Source organism: Acinetobacter sp. YH01009, assembly GCF_013420765.1.
Lineage (GTDB): Bacteria > Pseudomonadota > Gammaproteobacteria > Pseudomonadales > Moraxellaceae > Acinetobacter > Acinetobacter amyesii.
Window position 1 is genome coordinate 80,038 of record NZ_VOYE01000003.1, and the last position, 17,473, is coordinate 97,510.

General features: G+C 39.9%; 13 protein-coding genes. 7 read left to right on the top strand and 6 right to left on the bottom strand.

The features are described 5' to 3' along the window. Positions 1–176 precede the first annotated feature (176 nt). Positions 177–1,880: a M61 family metallopeptidase gene (locus tag FTT76_RS05480; protein WP_180009423.1), complete on the top strand. Its 1,704-nt coding sequence runs from the start codon at positions 177–179 to the stop codon at positions 1,878–1,880. A gap of 185 nt (positions 1,881–2,065) precedes the next feature. Here FTT76_RS05480 and FTT76_RS05485 read toward each other — a convergent pair whose 3' ends face one another. Next, the gene (locus FTT76_RS05485; protein WP_180009424.1) at positions 2,066–3,094 is read right to left on the bottom strand and encodes an ELM1/GtrOC1 family putative glycosyltransferase; all 1,029 of its coding nucleotides are present in this window, start codon (positions 3,092–3,094) and stop codon (positions 2,066–2,068) included. A 138-nt stretch (positions 3,095–3,232) separates the two neighbouring features. Further along, positions 3,233–4,021, bottom strand: coding sequence for an rRNA large subunit pseudouridine synthase E (locus tag FTT76_RS05490; protein ID WP_180009425.1), 789 nt, complete (start codon positions 4,019–4,021; stop codon positions 3,233–3,235). A 189-nt stretch (positions 4,022–4,210) separates the two neighbouring features. Between FTT76_RS05490 and icd the strand changes: the two genes are divergently transcribed. Beyond that, positions 4,211–5,464 carry an NADP-dependent isocitrate dehydrogenase gene (gene icd, locus FTT76_RS05495; protein ID WP_180009426.1) on the top strand — a complete coding sequence of 418 codons (1,254 nt, stop codon included), beginning with the start codon at positions 4,211–4,213 and terminating at the stop codon, positions 5,462–5,464. 418 nt (positions 5,465–5,882) lie between these two features. After that, positions 5,883–6,029: a hypothetical protein gene (locus tag FTT76_RS05500; protein ID WP_180027239.1), complete on the top strand. Its 147-nt coding sequence runs from the start codon at positions 5,883–5,885 to the stop codon at positions 6,027–6,029. Between the two features lie 316 nt (positions 6,030–6,345). On the opposite strand, the gene FTT76_RS05505 is transcribed toward FTT76_RS05500, so the two are convergent. Then, positions 6,346–7,521 carry a YbfB/YjiJ family MFS transporter gene (locus tag FTT76_RS05505; RefSeq protein ID WP_180009464.1) on the bottom strand — a complete coding sequence of 392 codons (1,176 nt, stop codon included), beginning with the start codon at positions 7,519–7,521 and terminating at the stop codon, positions 6,346–6,348. Between the two features lie 232 nt (positions 7,522–7,753). Continuing rightward, the gene (locus tag FTT76_RS05510) at positions 7,754–9,184 is read right to left on the bottom strand and encodes a pyridoxal phosphate-dependent aminotransferase (protein ID WP_078189059.1); all 1,431 of its coding nucleotides are present in this window, start codon (positions 9,182–9,184) and stop codon (positions 7,754–7,756) included. A 228-nt stretch (positions 9,185–9,412) separates the two neighbouring features. Between FTT76_RS05510 and msrB the strand changes: the two genes are divergently transcribed. The 4 genes from msrB to FTT76_RS05530 all read left to right on the top strand — a co-directional run bounded on the left by msrB (position 9,413) and on the right by FTT76_RS05530 (position 13,450). Next, positions 9,413–9,832 carry a peptide-methionine (R)-S-oxide reductase MsrB gene (gene msrB / locus FTT76_RS05515; protein WP_180009463.1) on the top strand — a complete coding sequence of 140 codons (420 nt, stop codon included), beginning with the start codon at positions 9,413–9,415 and terminating at the stop codon, positions 9,830–9,832. Further along, the gene (locus tag FTT76_RS05520; protein ID WP_180004104.1) at positions 9,829–10,311 is read left to right on the top strand and encodes a glutathione peroxidase; all 483 of its coding nucleotides are present in this window, start codon (positions 9,829–9,831) and stop codon (positions 10,309–10,311) included. Before msrB ends, FTT76_RS05520 begins: the two co-directional genes overlap by 4 nt. 106 nt (positions 10,312–10,417) lie before the next feature. After that, the gene (locus FTT76_RS05525; protein ID WP_180009462.1) at positions 10,418–10,939 is read left to right on the top strand and encodes an energy transducer TonB; all 522 of its coding nucleotides are present in this window, start codon (positions 10,418–10,420) and stop codon (positions 10,937–10,939) included. Between the two features lie 321 nt (positions 10,940–11,260). Then, positions 11,261–13,450 (top strand): TonB-dependent siderophore receptor, encoded by a 2,190-nt coding sequence (locus FTT76_RS05530; RefSeq protein WP_180190137.1) that lies wholly within the window; start codon positions 11,261–11,263, stop codon positions 13,448–13,450. 143 nt (positions 13,451–13,593) lie between these two features. Here the strand turns inward: FTT76_RS05530 and dapC are convergent, their stop codons facing one another. Next, positions 13,594–14,763: a succinyldiaminopimelate transaminase gene (gene dapC / locus FTT76_RS05535; RefSeq protein ID WP_168379650.1), complete on the bottom strand. Its 1,170-nt coding sequence runs from the start codon at positions 14,761–14,763 to the stop codon at positions 13,594–13,596. A 23-nt stretch (positions 14,764–14,786) separates the two neighbouring features. Beyond that, positions 14,787–17,453 carry a [protein-PII] uridylyltransferase gene (gene glnD, locus FTT76_RS05540; RefSeq protein WP_180009460.1) on the bottom strand — a complete coding sequence of 889 codons (2,667 nt, stop codon included), beginning with the start codon at positions 17,451–17,453 and terminating at the stop codon, positions 14,787–14,789. Between the last annotated feature and the right edge of the window lie 20 nt (positions 17,454–17,473).

Sequence of the window (17,473 nt, forward strand, 5' to 3'; positions counted from 1 at the left end):
GTTCCTTAACCAACCATTCCGTTGGTGGTAAAACGAAAAAATTTTTAGGCATGCTATGCCTTTTTTTTTCTGCTGACTAGTCATTATTGTAGACAATTGCGACAGTTCCGCATTCAGTTGTAAAAAATGTTAATCTAATTGATAAGTTATCTTTTATTTATTTTATATCGCCCATTATGTTGCATTATCAAATCGAATTTGACGATTATCGTCAGCATCTAGTCCATGTCACTGCACGTTTCTTGGCAAATCCTACACAGGTGCTTTCGTTGCCTACTTGGATTCCCGGAAGTTACTTAATCCGTGAATTTTCGAAGCATATCGAAGCCGTTCGAGCATATGATGAAGATGGGCGTTTGTTACAAATTGAGAAATTTGAAAAAAATAAATGGCGTTTATTCAATACAGATCATGAGTTGATCACGGTTGAATATGATGTATATGCCTTCGATTTATCGGTCCGTGGTGCTTATGTCGATCAAAGCCGTTTATATGTCAATCCAGCTTGCGCATGTTTAGGTTTAGTTGACCAAGAAGATACAGCCATTGAGGTTGAAGTTTTCTTGCCACCCGAGTTAAAGCATTTCCAACTTGCGACTGGATTAAAGTCAAAAAGTTTAGTGAAAGGTCGTTATACCTTATATGCAGATAACTATGCTCAGTTAATTGATGCACCGTTTGAACTGGCGGAACAAACCCGTTTTAGTTTTGAAGCCAACGGCATTCCGCATGAGTTTGTGGTGTCGGGCAAACATGCTATGAACGCGCAGCGTATGCAGCAAGACATCGAAAAAATTTGTTCGACTGAAATTTCAATGTTTGGTTCGGCGCCATTTAAAGACTATACCTTTATGACCATGGCAACGGCCAATAGCTATGGTGGTTTAGAGCATCCAAACAGTACGAGTTTAATTAGCCCACGTGATGATTTGCCAAAAGCCAATGAACCTGTAGAACCATCGGCAGATTATCAACGTTTCTTAGGGTTATGCAGCCATGAATATTTCCACTCATGGTTGGTAAAATTTATCCGTCCAGAAAACTTTGTGAATTATGACCTCAACAAAGAAGGCTATACCTCTTTGCTTTGGATTTTTGAAGGTTTTACATCGTATTATGATGATTTGATCTTGCTGCGTAGCGGTGTGATCAATCAGGATTCTTATATCAAGCTTTTAAAAGCACAAATAGATCGCTATTTGCAAAATCCGGGTCGTGAGATTCAAACTGTGGCTGAATCAAGCTTTGATGCATGGGTGAAATTCTACCGTCAGGATGAAAACTCAAATAACGCAGGTACAAGTTACTACAACAAAGGTTGCCTCGTTGCATTGTGTTTAGATCTAGGCTTACGCCTGCGCGGTTCTAGCCTTGATGCCTTAATGCGTAAGCTATATGAAAATGCGCAAAATGGCATTCAAGTCAATGAACGGACTATTTTCAATTTATGTAATGAATTAACAGGTGATGATTGGTTAGAACAAATCAATCACTTGATTAATACTACAGATGAATTGCCGTTAGATCAGTTGTTCCCTGAGTTTGGCTTAAGCTATACACTCAAAAATGACAAATCATTGCCATTTGGTTTAAAACTGGCTGATAAGCCTGAAGGTGTGTTGGTTCAGTCTGCTCGCCGTGACGGTGCGGCGGCAAAAACTGGCTTGTCTGCAAATGATGTGATTATTGCAATTGATGGTCTAAAAGCGACAGTTAAATTGGCAGAAAAATATGCCAAGCAAGATGGAACTTATACCGTACTGGCATTCCGCCGCGATGAACTGATGAGCTTTGAAGTGAAAGCGGCAGGTTCAGAATTAACTGAAGTTGAACTTAAAGTGGAAGATCAGGCTAAAGCGGAGAAGTGGTTGAAGGCTTAATGCAAATCTAATTAACTTGTTAGATAAAACCCATACACTCGTATGGGTTTTATTGTTGAAATTCTAATTGATTAGTATCTTGTCGGCATTTATTCTTGCCCATAGTCATTAAAACATTCATGTACTGAACGTATTAAATTACTTTAAAAGTTTGAGCTTTAATTTCTATCGAATAAAATTTTTAATTAATAGATAACAGCTTTTTTTGCATGACATTTATAAAAACTCAGTTCTTGAGATTTTGCCCTCAAATCTTCTGCAAGTTGTTGAGTCACGATTTGTTCAATATGTTGAGCATTTAATTTTGGCTTGATATATGCAGCTTCAGTAATCTGCCCAATAGTTTTACGTTGTATTAATTCGAGATCTAAATAATTTTGAATAATTTCATCTTTTTCAGAATATTCACGACAAACAGAAATAACAATGCGACCGGTTTGGATCGATTCAGATAACATCGTTGCACTATCTTCAGTCACAAAAATATATTCACTACGCTTTAACACATCGCAAATAGAAGTTTTAGAACATGTATTCACAAGCTCTATATTTTTATCTTTTAACATTTGAATTACATGTTCTGATAACGCAGGCGTTCTACGAGAACATATGACCGAAGCCTGAATTTGATGTTGATCTGCAAATTGAATAAATTGCTGAATCATCTCTTCAAAGTCTTGATGGGTAAAAGGGTACTCTTTTGTCGGTCCGCCAATTAACAGACATGCTTCATGATTCGACGGAATATGCGCTAAGCGAGTAATTTTAGAAGGTACAGCACCTGTAGGAATAATGATTTGTCGACCTGAATGATCTTCGGGAATCGTTGTAATAGTCCAATCGATAAATTGCCAATTAAATTTACGTGTCCCGCCTGCATAAATAAGCGGGATATTGAAACGTTGAGATAAATAAGCGGCATAAATTAAATTAGGCATACCTGAACAGACAATAACGTCGGTATGCTCTAAGTTTCTCGGTAAGAATTTAAAGTATAAGCGCCCGAGTGTGCGAAACAAATTTGGGAAATGAGATAATTTCTTAAAAATACTCACTGTACGCTTAGGTAAAGTGGGGATTACAAACTGCTCAGATTGTAAATAAAAGCGCTTCTCAATCATTTCACTGACAGCAATTGCTGGATTTAAATGTCCAATTCGGTTGTCATGAATAATTAATACTTTGCTTCTATTGTGTGTAGATGTGCTGCTCATTTTTGATGTTTAATTAATCAATGTTTATCTCGTTATCGTTAATATTAGAAACGAAACATTAATTAAATCTTAAACATTATTAAATTTATAAAATTGCAAAGGCCTACATCAAATGTAGGCCTTTTTTGAAGCTTTTTATCAACGTCCGTTACGGCCGCGGCCACGTGGGGCTTTGGTATTCGGACGAGTTGTACCATTGGTACGGCGTTTTGGTTTTTCGCTCTCATCCATTTGCCAGATACGTTTTGTACCAGACTTTTTCACTGAACCATCTTTATTCTTACGAACCATTGGCTTACCACCGGTACCGCCTGGTTTTTTCACATAAGAGCGCGAACGGTAAGGTTCTTCTGCAGGTACATTTTGAAAATCAGGGTAAAGTAAAGGCTCAATTTCTTTGGTTTCACCAGGTTCTAAAGCCAATTGAACTAAATCGATTGCACCAATACGTGTACGAATTAAACGTAAAGTCGGGAAACCCACTGCTGAAGTCATACGACGAACTTGGCGGTTGCGGCCTTCACAAATTTGGATTTCAACCCAAGAGGTTGGAATGTTTGCACGGAAGCGTACAGGAGGATCACGTTCCCATAACCATTCTGGTTGTTGTACTTTGATGGCTTTGGCTGGCAAGGTCATACCATCTTTCAGCTCAACGCCTTTACGTAATTGCTCAAGTGCTTCTTCTGTGATCTCACCATCGACTTGTACTAAGTAGGTTTTGAACTTTTTATTTTCAGGGTTGGTAATGTACTGATTTAAACCACCATGATCAGTTAAAAATACCAAACCTTCAGAGTCCATATCTAAACGACCTGCAATACGTAGACTAGGATCGTCCACGAAGTCAGATATGGTCATATGCGCTTCGTCTTTACGGAATTGGGAGAGCACGTCATATGGCTTGTTTAAGATGACGATTTTCATAGGAAATAACTTCTATTAATTACAATAATTCAAATTGGTTAAGATTTATTCAATAGGGAAATGCAGCTATTTCCCATCTAAATCTCAAAAAAGGTAGATTTGCTTTAGAGTATTATGCGTGAAGCGCAATTAAAAGTCTTATCAAACAGCAATTATTTTTTCACTCGCTTCTCAGGGAGGATCATAAAAATGGGTTATCAGAAGATCGTCGTTCCAGTGGATGGGACAAAAATTACAGTAAATTCAGACTTATCATTCAATGTTCCCAATAATCCAATTATTCCATTTATTGAAGGTGATGGTATTGGTGTTGATATCACGCCCGTGATGAAAACCGTAGTGAATGCCGCAGTACAAAAAGCTTATGGTGGAAAACGTGCAATAGAATGGATGGAAGTCTATTGTGGTGAAAAAGCCAATAAAATTTATGGCACCTATATGCCTGAAGAAACCTTTGAGGCTTTACGCGAATTTGTAGTTTCAATTAAAGGGCCGTTAACGACGCCTGTCGGTGGCGGTATTCGTTCGCTGAATGTTGCATTACGTCAAGAATTAGACCTCTACGTCTGTGTGCGTCCAGTACGTTGGTTTAAGGGCGTTCCTTCACCTGTTCAGCATCCTGAACGTACAGACATGGTGATCTTCCGAGAGAACTCAGAAGATATATACGCTGGGATCGAATGGAAAGCAGATTCACCTGAAGCCAAGAAAATGATCAAATTTCTTAAAGAGGAAATGGGTGTTACTAAGATTCGTTTTGAGGAAAATTGCGGTATCGGGATTAAGCCTGTATCTAAAGAAGGTTCTCAGCGTTTGGTGCGTAAGGCCATTCAATTCGCCATTGATAACGATAAGCCGAATGTCACTTTGGTGCACAAAGGTAATATCATGAAATATACCGAAGGAGCGTTTAAAGAGTGGGGCTATGAAGTCGCAGTTGAGCGCTTTGGTGGTGAATTCTTGGATGGCGGTCCTTGGGTCAAAATAAAAAATCCGAAAACGGGTAAAGAGATCGTGATTAAAGATGCGATCGCAGACGCTTTTTTACAACAAATTCTCATGCGTCCGACCGATTATTCAGTTATTGCTACCCTGAATTTAAACGGTGACTATATTTCGGATGCCTTGGCGGCTGAAGTTGGCGGTATTGGTATTGCACCGGGTGCCAATATTGGTGGCGCGGTACAAGTTTATGAAGCGACACATGGCACTGCACCTAAATATGCGGGTCAAGACAAAGTAAACCCTGGGTCTATTATTCTGTCTGCAGAAATGATGCTGCGAAATATGGGCTGGACTGAAGCGGCAGATCTAATTATTAAAGGTATTGCGGGGGCGATTGAAGCCAAAACAGTGACCTATGATTTTGAACGACTCATGCAAGGTGCAAAACTCTTGCGTTGTTCGGAGTTTGGACAAGCCATCATTGAGCATATGGACTAACTTTATTTGCTAATCTAGGTGTAAAAAAGCTAGATGCATAAAAGGCTAGGTAAAAAGGATTGAATCATTCAGTCCTTTTTTAGGACTAAACATTAAAAACACAGAATCATAGCTTCTCAATACCATTCAAAAAACAGCAATCAAAAGGTGACTTCACGCAATCAATCAGATGGTCTGGCATGCTTGTCATGTTACTAAAAGTTTAAAACCGCACTATTCGAGTGAACTTAGGTAATGCAGAAAATAGAGGGGGATTGATTTCAAATTAATTATTCTCCAGAAATTTTACAATGACGTAATTCGAAACATTTATCGGGTTGGTTCCATGAAAATTAGCGGTACATTGGTTGTTGTCCTTTAGTAGATGTACATCTAGTAACAGTACATTGTGATACTTATGATGATAAGGAGAAATGAAATGTCTCGTAAACAGCATCAACAAAACCAACAATCTGATCAACAGCAGCAAAATGATCAGCAACAACAACAACAGCAACAGCAACAAGACCAAAAGAAACAGAAACAACAGCCACATCAACGAAATCAGCGTCAACAACATCATTAGTAGGCTAAAGACTTTGTGAATCAAAGTTCATTTGGCCGAATGGTTTTTAATTGATCGAAATTTAAGTTTTATACGTAGACGAGAAGGAGATGAATTTGTCTAAGAAAACCAAATCACTTAAAAAGGAAATTAAAGCGAGGTTGAACAAAATTTCAAAGCATAATTCTGCTCTGAAAAAATTAAAGAAAAAGCTGAAAAAAGCTTAGCCCATTCACTCTTTATCAAAATGAAAAGACCTATTTATATAGGTCTTTTCTTTGTATGCATGACTTTTGTATGTGTGAATGATGATGCAGTTGAATGTCTTGTGATCTACCTAGACGGTATTTTTGCTGAATTTTGGTGTTCGAGTAAACCAAAAGAGTTGTAGTGTTCCAATGCAGAGTACGCATGCGGCTAAAATAAATTGCTGTGAATAATCAATACCAATTCGCTGTAAAAAACTAAAGCTTAAACCACCGATCAATTGAATAGATGCAAAGCACAGGGTTGCAATACTCCAGAGCTTTTTATAGGCGCTACCATAGATTTGCAGAATGGTATAAGAGGTGAGAAAAACCACTGCTGGATTGAGCAGGCCTGTAGCAAAAGAAGATAAAAAAGTAAAAAGTGGATGGATATTAATAATTGCTATAAAAATCGCCAAGACATAGCTGCTATATAATATTTTAAGAGCACTAATATTTCCCAGTTTTTGTGCTAGGCAGTAAGCAGCAAATGCTCCTAAAGCACTTCCTAGACCATATAAAATCCAATTGAAATTGATCCCGATCGGGCTTAGGTGTAGGGTGTGAGTTAAATAGTCAATCCAAAATAATGAATGGGGCACGTAAGCAAAAGCACTGGTGCTATACACGATTAAGAGACAATAGAAAATTCCATCAACTTTATGTTCTGCAGCTGAAATCGTGGTGAATGATGTGAGCTGTGTTTTAAAACTCTTCAAAAGTACGCTGAGTAAAATACAAATCAGGCTTGAAAAAGAAAATAAAATCAACCAAGCCCACTTTGTCGACATTTGTTGGATGTAAGGCAAAAATAGCGTTGCCATTAAGACCCCCAAGCCAATGCCGCTAAAACCAATAAAGTTGATTTTAAAGCGATCTTGAAGCACTGAACATTGGGCAACGACACTTGGGGAGAGGATCATCAGTAAGCCGCCACTGATCCCTGAAATTACGCGCCAAGTGCTGTACCAAATTTCTGAAAAACCTGAAAATGCACAACTGAGTAAACTGAGTGTCCCTGCAATAGCCGCGAGTTGGATGTAGCTCACCATGCTTTTATTTTGGGGTAATTTCATGGCCCAAAATGCGCCGATTAAGTAGCCGAGCAAATTGGCACTACCTAAGATGCTGGCAAAACTTGAGCTCCAACCAAATGCTTCGCGGGTTGAAGGGAGGAGTGCGGTATAGGAAAAACGTAATATCCCGATGCCTAGGCACATGCTTAGACAGAGAAATAGGCTCAGTTTAATTTTGTTTGAGAACATCCCGTACTCATGTGTTTTTATGATTGGTTAAAAAATAACATGAATATGCTGTAGAAAAATCAACAGATCTTAAAGTTTTGACTAAGGTCTAAGCTCAAAATAAATTTATAAAAACTTAACTATTCAAAAAGATAGCTGTGGTGTGAGTACAGTAAGAAATCAAATTTAAAGATACAGTAATAAAAAAACCGTACATGGCGTACGGTTTTTTTATTTTTAAAGCACTTATGAATTAACGCATTTTCGCCAAAAAACGACCTAAACGAGTGAGTGCTTCACGTAGTTCATTTTCAGCAGGCAAGAACACCACACGGAAATGATCAGGTGTTGGCCAGTTAAAACCCGTACCTTGAACCAACAGTACTTTTTCAGCACGGAGGAAATCCAACATGAATTTCTCATCGTCTTGAATTGGGTAAATTTCAGGGTCCAGTTTAGGGAAGCAGTACATAGCACCCTCTGGTTTCACACAAGACACACCCGGAATATCATTCAACATTTCCCAAGCAATGTTGCGTTGTTCATATAAACGTCCGCCTGGACGGATTAAATCATTAATCGATTGATAACCGCCTAAAGCTGTTTGAATCGCATATTGCGCTTGGTGGTTGGCACATAGACGCATTGAAGCCAACATATCTAAACCCTCAATGTAGTCTAGCGCACGTGATTTATCGCCTGTAATTGCCATCCAGCCTGAACGGTAACCTGCAATTCGATACGCTTTAGATAAGCCATTGAATGAAATACATAGCTGATCGCCTGCCAATGACGCAACAGAGACGTGCTCAATACCGTCATAAACGATCTTGTCGTAAATTTCATCAGCAAATAAAATTAAGTCGTATTTCTTCGCAAGAGCTACAATTTGCTCAAGCACATGACGTGGGTAAACCGCACCTGTTGGGTTGTTCGGGTTAATCACCACGATACCGCGGGTATTAGGGGTGATTTTACTTTCCATGTCGGCAATATCTGGATACCAGAAATTTTCTTCATCACATTTATAGTGAATAGCTGTACCGCCAGAAAGGTTAACTGCTGCTGTCCAAAGCGGATAATCTGGCATAGGCACTAGCATTTCGTCGCCATCGTCGAGCAAGCCTTGCATTGCCATCACGATCAGTTCAGATACGCCATTTCCGACATACACGTCATTGACGTGCATGTTTAAGATGCCTTTTTGTTGATAATACTGACAAATCGCTTTACGCGCAGGGAAGATGCCTTTTGAGTCGGTATAACCAATTGCATTAGGCAGGTTGAGTGCCACGTCGTTAATAATTTCTTGAGGTGCTTCAAAACCAAAAGGAGCAGGGTTACCAATATTTAATTTAATAATTTTATGGCCAGCCTCTTCCATCTCATTGGCCGCTCGCAACACTGGTCCGCGAATGTCGTAGCAAACATGCTCGAGCTTAGACGATTTCTTAATTTCGCGGGGGGTGTTAAACGTATTCGGCATTTTTATATTCTCGGAAAGAGTGGAGGTCACTTTTGCATAACGGTATAAATAGCTTTTAAATGTCTCGGTCGTTACTAAATCGAGATGATGTTCGTCTCTGAGTAAAGCAACTATTTTTTCATGCGTAAACCCTGCCTGTTGATATTGTTTGATCACGGGCAGCAGATTTTTAAAAATTACGCTCTTTTTCTGCGACATTTTTTAATCCTGAGCAAGAGTAGCGCTAAGATTATCACTAAAGGTGCTCACAAAAAAGCATTTAATTTTGTATTTTGCTCACCACGATTTTATATTTGCTTACTTTTTGCTTTTTGGGTCATTATATAGATTTTGTAAATTGTTGAATAAAGACTAGAAATTTAAGATTGAATGACGTAAATATAGGATTATCCTATTTTAAATACCACGATATAAAGGGACGTCATCATGGGAAAACTCAATAAAACAGAAAGAGAATGGCAAAGAGAATTGTCGCCAGAAGAGTTTCGCATAACGCGTCAGAAAGGCACGGAGCAAGCTTTCACTGGAAAATATTGGAATACGAAACAAGCTGGCACGTATGTATGTCGTTGTTGCGGGGAACCGCTTTTTTCTTCTGAAACAAAATACGATAGCGGTTGTGGTTGGCCGAGCTTTTATAAGCCGATTGAACCTGCTGCAGTAGAAGAAAATGTAGATACGACACACGGTATGGTCAGAACAGAAATTGTTTGTCATCATTGTGACGCACATTTAGGGCATGTTTTCCCTGATGGACCACAGCCGACTGGATTGCGTTATTGTATTAATTCAGCATCCTTAGAATTAGAAACAAAAGAAAAAAATGATGAGGAAACTTATCCATGACCACCATTCACCAGTTTGAAGCAGAATTACTGGACGGAAGTAATAAATCCTTTGCAGATTATGAAGGCCAGGTTTTATTAATTGTAAATACCGCTAGTAAATGTGGATTTACTCCTCAATTTGCTGGTTTGGAGAAAATTTACGAACAATATAAAGATCAAGGTTTTGAGGTTTTAGGTTTTCCATGCAACCAATTTGGCGGACAAGATCCGGGTTCAAATGATCAAATTGGCGCATTTTGTCAAAAAAACTATGGCGTATCTTTTCCGATGTTTGCCAAAGTGAATGTAAAAGGCCCTGAAGCGCATGTGATTTTCCGTTATTTAACCAATAACTCGAAAGGCGTATTGGGTAATGGTATTAAATGGAACTTCACCAAGTTTTTAATTGGCAAAAATGGGCAAGTTATTAACCGCTATGCACCCACGACCAAGCCTGAAACATTGAATGAAGATATTGAAAAAGCTTTGGCTCAGTAAAATGAAGTGAATCATTGGCCGAACTGAGGTTGATATAAAGGCGCGAAAGCGTCTTTATTTTTTTGGATGTTTTATACTGACGTCTCTTTATTTGAAGGTCATAACATTGTTTAGGCAGATAGTTAAACGTCGAATTTGTGTTTTAACGGTTTTTTTACCCGTATGTGTGGGTACAGCATGGGCAGATAGCAATCTGAGCGCATCTGAAGTTGTAAAAACGTCTGTTGATGCCAGCAATCTAGACCGCACGACAGATGCTCGGGTCAATGCATTATTGCAATTATTAAAAACACCTGTTGAAGAATACCAACCTACGCGTGTTGCCGATGTAATTGATCCACATGTCAAACCGAAAATGTATGAAGTCTCTTGGGTAAATGCACCACAATATGTGCTGTCTGCGTCTGAAATGAAAACATATAAGCATCCTGTCAAACTACAGCTCACCGTGATTGCTGCAACAGGCTATATTGGTAGCTCAAAACTCATCGCAAGTTCAGGCTCTAAAAGCTTTGATCAAAAAGTACAAAAATCCCTATTGGTTGCGCGACTTGAACCCATTCCGATGGTCGATAAAAATCTCAGTTATACCGTTGAACATGAATTTGCTATTCATCCACCTCAATAAGCCTGTAGTAGAAGGCATATGTTAATCATTGTCTTAAGCTCCGAGAATGATTTGTCATTGTTTGGGTTTTCATCTGATAGATGAAGCTTGAAAATTGGTTTCATGAGTGGAAATTAAATTACTTAATCCTTGTGTATTTGATGAATGAAATCGCTCTTCGGCAATCAGGTGGGTGTAATTCATTAAGTTGAGCTTAATAAAAAATTACAATTAAAAAATAAAAAGTAATAAATAAAAAGCATCGTAAAAGATGAAATGAAAGAATAAATGCTAATCATTATCATTTATTATGTGTGCGTATTTTCTAGGATTACTCTCCCAATGTTAAAAATGAAGCAGCTCTGTGTGATGATGGCGTGTGCTACACAAGGGTTCACATATGTTTATGCGAATGAAGTCGCTGAAACGGAACATCCCGCTGCCAATATCGATAGTACTGAAGTTCAAACGCTAGAAGCCATTAATGTGGTCGTGAGTGCGGATGCTTCTGCAAATGGCTTGATGAAGCCTTATGCAGGGGGGCAAGTCGCGACAGGTGGTAAAGTGGGCATTTTCGGTAATCAGAAAAATTTAGAAACACCATTTAATATCACCAGTTATACCCAGCAATATATTCAAGACCGCCAAGCGAAAAGCGTTGGGGATGTGCTACAAGCAGATGCTGGTGTGCGTACCGCCAAAGGTTATGGGAACTTTCAAGAAGCCTATTTTATTCGTGGTTTTGCACTGGCATCAGATGATACGGCATATAACGGCTTGTATGGCATATTGCCGCGCCAATATATTCCAACAGAACTGTTTGAGCGGGTAGAAGTCTTCAAAGGTGCTTCGGCATTTTTAAATGGTGCAATCCCGGGAGGAACAGGAATTGGTGGTTCAATTAACTTGCTTCCGAAACGAGCCAGTAATGATCCCTTAACACGTGTGACGGTGGGGACAAACTTCAATGGTGCCTATGTGGCATCGGATGTATCACGTCGCTTTGGGACAGATGATCAATTTGGAGTGCGGGTCAATACCGCTTACCATGATGGTGGAACCGAGATTGACCAAGAAAAGAAAACACTTGGATTGGCTTTGATTGCTGCGGACTACAAAGGGGAGCGTCTCCGCCTATCTGGTGATTTGGGGTATAACAATAACCGCCTTGCAGAAAATCGACCGAGTTTACGTTTAAGCAATGCGGTTACACAGCTTCCGAGTGCAGCCCAATATGCTAATTATCATGGTCAAGCGTGGACTTATTCAAACGAAGAAGATTTATTCGGAAGTGTACGTGCAGAATATGACATAACCGATGCAACGACAGCCTATGCAGCATATGGTTTTCGAACATCAGAAGAAGCCGGTGTTTACTCAAGCCAGCAATTAAGTGATACCGCAGCAGGAACAGCAAAACTTTCTGCATCGATGATTCCACGTAAAGATCGCAATCATTCAGCAGAACTGGGTGTGAAAACTCAATTTGAAACAGGTGCTTTAAAACATCAAGTGGTCGCTTCTGGTTCTTTATATCGTGCAGATAAACGCTATAGCTATGGTTATGCCACCAGTTTGAATGATAATTTTTATGATCCGATTTACACCGAAGATTCAAACATTGATAAATGGTTGGGGGTAGAAGGGACTTATCCGAAAGCGGGTGTCAGTACCTTGAAAAGTTTTGCCTTGGGCGACAATATTTCGATGTTAGATGATCGTTTGACCCTCATGCTTGGTGCGCGTTATCAGGAAGTTGATCAAGACGTATATTCTTACGGAACCTATAAATACAATATTAATAAAAATCAGCTTACTCCGGCATTGGGCGTGAGTTATAAATTAACGCCTGAATGGTCTATGTATGCCAATTACATCGAAGCTTTGGTTCAAGGCGAAGCGATTTTGGATAGTGAAGGTAATAACTTTATTGCCGATCCATTTGTCTCGAAACAAAAAGAACTGGGCGTGAAATATGAAAATGGCTTGATTGGCGGAACATTGAATTATTTCTATACAGATCGCCAAAAAGCCTCAGTGAATAGCTCAGGGACAGCACAAATCAGTCAAGCGACGAATATTCACCAAGGGCTTGAATTTAATGCCTATGGTCAATTAACAGATTCAATCAAAATATTGGGCGGCGTAACTTGGATTGATACCGAACAAAAAGACACATACCAAGGTTTATTTGATGGACATCGTGTGATCGGTGTGCCGGAGTTCCAAGCCAATGTCGAAGCGGATTGGAAACTACCGATTGAACAAGATGTTAGTGTAAATGGGCGCGTTGTATATACGGGTTCAACTTATGCAAACAATGCCAACACATTGAAACTTAAAGATTGGACACGTATAGATTTGGGTGCAAACTATAAAACGCAAATCAAGAATGTACCCACCAGTTTGAATTTTAGTGTGACTAATGTTTTAGATAAAGACTATTGGGCCTCTGCATCGGTGAACGACTATACGTATTTGTCACTGAGCGAACCTCGAACATTTAAATTGAGTGCTACATTTGATTTCTAATGGTTTTCAATGATTTCTCAATAATTGTTTATAAATAATTATTGCTAGATGATTAGCTTTGAATGATTGTTAAGAAATGACTCAAATAAAAATGCCCCCAAATCTGGGGCATTTTTTGTTTTAAGCAAAACGCTTTAAATCAATTAAAGTACTGCTTTTAAGCGACGAATGACTTCTTCACATTGGGCAATATCAGCAACAAGGGCTAACCGGACATGGTTTTCACCCGGATTACCTTGTGCCGTATCACGCGATAAATAACGGCCTGGAAGCACTTTAACGTGTGCTTTTTCCATGAGCATTTTGGCAAAGCTTTCATCATTATCCACTTTTAACCAGTAGTAGAACCCTGCATCAGGTTTTTGTAATGGTAGTAGGTGACCCAGTTCGCGTTGGAATAATTCAAATTTTGCACGGTACTGGACGCGGTTTTCTTCGACGTGTGCTTCGTCATCCCAAGCTGCAATTGAAGCTAACTGGTGTTGAACAGGCATCGCAGCGCCATGATAAGTACGGTATTGTAAATAAGGTTTTAAAAGCGCAGCATCACCTGCAACAAAGCCAGAACGCATACCCGGTAAGTTAGAACGCTTAGACAGTGAGTGGAATACCACGCAGTTCTTATAATCATCACGGCCTATTTCAGCACAGACTTCAAGCAGACCAACAGGTGCTTCATCAAACCAAAGCTCTGAGTAGCATTCATCAGATGCAATCACAAAATTATATTGGTCAGACAGTGCAATCAGTTTTTTAAACTGTTCTTTAGAAAGTACCGCACCTGTAGGATTACCCGGTGTGCAGACAAACAGTAAAGCAGTTTTTTCCCAAACTTCAGCTGGCACAGCGTCAAAGTCGCCAAGGTAGTTATTTTCTTCTGTACAGTTAATGAAGTAAGGTTCTGCACCCGCAAGTAAAGTTGCGCCTTCATAGATTTGGTAGAACGGATTTGGCATCACCACATATGGGGCATCTTCACGTTTAATCAAAGCTTGTACAAACGAGAAGATCGCTTCACGTGTACCTGACACAGGCAGGACGTTGGTGTCTGCACTGATGCTATTGAGTTTAAAGCGACGAGTTAACCAATTTGCAATGCTCGTGCGAAGCTCAGGTAAACCCTTGCTGTTTGGGTAAGTAGATAAGTGTTGAAAATTATCAATAATGGCCTGTTTCACAAACTCCGGTGCAGGATGCTTTGGTTCACCAATCGATAGTGGAATCAAAGGTAAATCTGCTGGTTTCACATCTTGAAATAGCTTATTCAGCTTTTCAAATGGATAAGGGTGCAATAATGACAAACTGGAGTTCATGGAATGGATACCGATAATTTAAGTTAATGATGACTACAAACCTGATTCGATGCTTCATCGAGTGCTGACTTTAACTGTGCAGCAAACGTTTCCGCTTCTGAATCACTCATAGGTGAGCCATCTTTTTTAGTGACATAGAAAATATCTTCAGCACGTTCACCGAGCGTTGCAATTTTCGCAGAGTGAATATCTAGACCTTGCATCATAAATAAACCACCAACTTTAGCAAGTAAGCCCGGATGGTCAAGTGTCGCAATTTCAACCATATTTTGTTGAAGTGCTTCATTGAAAGAAATACTCACGGTATTTTCAATATCAAAATGACGCAGTTGACGTGGGATACGACGTTGCATCAGGCCTGGATACTTGTCAGATTGGCTCAAGGCTTGTTTGAGTGCTTCAATAACAGTTTGCTCACGTTCAGGATCTGTTAATAAAGTGCCAAAACGGTCAAGTACAACATAAGTGTCCAAACTAAATGCAGTGGATGCAGTGATAATTCGAGCATCCTGAACATCTAGATTCATTCTGTCCAAAATAGCCACTGTGGTCGCAAACAAGTTAGGTTGATCTTGAGTGTAAATAAAGATCTGTACCGCATCTTGTGCAAATTTGCGATGTGCTCGCATCATCACCAATGGTTCTGCATTATTGCCATGTTTTAAAATGGCGCGCGTATGCCATGCGATTTCATCGGCAGATTCTTTCAGGAAATATTCATCACCGAGTTCTTGCCAAACAGTTTCTACATCGTAGAGCGAAAAATCGTTGACTAATAGTTCACTGGCCGCAAATTTAGTGTCTTCGATCAGCATTGGATAATCTACAGGACGACCCAAACCAGAACGAATCACATCACGCGCTTGTGTATACAGTTGGCGCATGAGGGATGCACGCCATGTATTCCAAAGTGTCGGATTGGTTGCGTTGATATCAGCAACTGTCAAGGTGTAGAGATAGTCGAGATGCTCCATATCGCCCATTTTCTCAGCAAATTCTTTCACCACATCTGGATCGGAAATGTCTTTTTTCTGAGAAGTAACGGACATCAATAGATGGTTTTGAATCAACCATGCGACAAGGTTGCATTCACGTTCAGTAAACCCATGGGTACGGCAGAATTTAATTGCATCTGCTGCACCAAGTTCACTGTGGTCACCGCCGCGACCCTTGGCGATATCATGGAAAATTGCCGCTAAATAAACAATGTCACGGCGCGCCAGTCGTTGGAATACGGAGCTAACGACAGGGAAGTCCTTAGCAAATTCAGGCTCTTTAAAACGGTTTAAATTACGTAGTAGTAATAGGGTATGGGCATCGACAGTGTAAATATGGAACAAGTCATATTGCATGAGTCCCATGATTTGCCCAAAGGCAGGAATATAGTTGCCGAGCACGCCATAACGTTTCATCGCCACCATGGTGTCGTATAAACGGTAGGGTGAGCGAATGATCGCCATAAATAAGGCTTGATGTGCAGGATTGTCACGGAAGTTCTGATCAATACGTTTTGCTGCAAGTGACAATAGACGTAAAGTTCGGGCACGAATCCCTTCAATTTCTGGACGATTCGCCAAGAGGTAGAAAATTTCTAGAATAGCACTTGGATTTTCAGAGAAAATTTTATGATGCTGTACCGCTAATTTGCCATCGACTAATTTGAAGTTAGCATTGATCTCTTCAATTTTACGTTCATAGTCAGGCAAGCGCGGTGTGATGACCGATTCATTAAAATAAGCCAAGAGCATTTCATTTAACGTCGTCACTTGCTGAGCGCTACGGTAGTAACGTTTCATGAACTGTTCGATTGGATAATTCGGTGATTTACCTTCTTCACGTTGATAGCCAAATTTAGCGGCAATGTCACGTTGATAATCAAACAATAATCGGTTTTCGTCGCGCTTGGTTAAGCGATGTAAATGATGACGGATTTCCCAAAGAAAGCTTTCTGTTTCTTCAAGAACGCCAAGTTCAAACTCTGAAATAAAACCTAGATGTACAAGGTCATAGATGCGATTGACACGGAAATGACGCTTTGCAATCCAACCGATTTGGTTGATGTCGCGGATACCACCGGGCGCATTTTTAATATCGGGTTCTAAGTTGCTTTCGGTATTGTTATGTTGAGCATAGCGTTTGGCTTGCTCTTGCATTTTGGCATCATAGAAGGTTTTATCCGTCCATGTCTGTGACACGATACGGCGTGGCCATTTGGCTAGGTGTTCATTGCCCACAATCAAACGTGCTTCGATCAGCGCTGTTGCCACGGTTAAATCATTGGTGGCTTGAGCAACACAATCGTTAATAGTACGTACACTGATGCCCGGTTTGAAATTACCAACATCCCAAAGTGTTGAAATAAAGCTGGAGATGAGTTTTTCTTGTTCTGGGCTGATTTCATCTTCAGACAAAATCATGATATCGACGTCGGAGTATGGCAGCATTTCACGGCGACCATAGCCACCTACAGCAAACAAACCGAGATCGGTTTGGTCGAGTTCAGCATGTGTCCATAAGAACTTTAAGGCTTCATCGATTAGATTCGATCGAGCCAAAATCACATCACGAATCGACTGTCCATTTTCAAAGCATTCCTGTAGCTGATTTTCAACATCTGAGCGCCATTGGTTAATCGCCTGAATGTCGTGGTTACTTTTAATGTAATTCAGCAGAGGAAGCGTATTGATCATGAACAGTGGTCCGTTAAGGT

Excerpts from the sequence above, each read along its gene's own strand:
- FTT76_RS05485 (WP_180009424.1), bottom strand. The coding sequence starts at position 3,094 with ATGAGCAGCACATCTACACACAATAGAAGCAAAGTATTAATTATTCAT.
- FTT76_RS05505 (WP_180009464.1), bottom strand. The coding sequence starts at position 7,521 with ATGTTCTCAAACAAAATTAAACTGAGCCTATTTCTCTGTCTAAGCATG.
- FTT76_RS05510 (WP_078189059.1), bottom strand. The coding sequence starts at position 9,184 with ATGTCGCAGAAAAAGAGCGTAATTTTTAAAAATCTGCTGCCCGTGATC.
- FTT76_RS05480 (WP_180009423.1), top strand. The coding sequence starts at position 177 with ATGTTGCATTATCAAATCGAATTTGACGATTATCGTCAGCATCTAGTC.
- dapC (WP_168379650.1), bottom strand. The coding sequence starts at position 14,763 with ATGAACTCCAGTTTGTCATTATTGCACCCTTATCCATTTGAAAAGCTG.
- icd (WP_180009426.1), top strand. The coding sequence starts at position 4,211 with ATGGGTTATCAGAAGATCGTCGTTCCAGTGGATGGGACAAAAATTACA.
- FTT76_RS05520 (WP_180004104.1), top strand. The coding sequence starts at position 9,829 with ATGACCACCATTCACCAGTTTGAAGCAGAATTACTGGACGGAAGTAAT.
- FTT76_RS05490 (WP_180009425.1), bottom strand. The coding sequence starts at position 4,021 with ATGAAAATCGTCATCTTAAACAAGCCATATGACGTGCTCTCCCAATTC.
- glnD (WP_180009460.1), bottom strand. The coding sequence starts at position 17,453 with ATGATCAATACGCTTCCTCTGCTGAATTACATTAAAAGTAACCACGAC.
- FTT76_RS05530 (WP_180190137.1), top strand. The coding sequence starts at position 11,261 with ATGTTAAAAATGAAGCAGCTCTGTGTGATGATGGCGTGTGCTACACAA.
- FTT76_RS05500 (WP_180027239.1), top strand. The coding sequence starts at position 5,883 with ATGTCTCGTAAACAGCATCAACAAAACCAACAATCTGATCAACAGCAG.
- msrB (WP_180009463.1), top strand. The coding sequence starts at position 9,413 with ATGGGAAAACTCAATAAAACAGAAAGAGAATGGCAAAGAGAATTGTCG.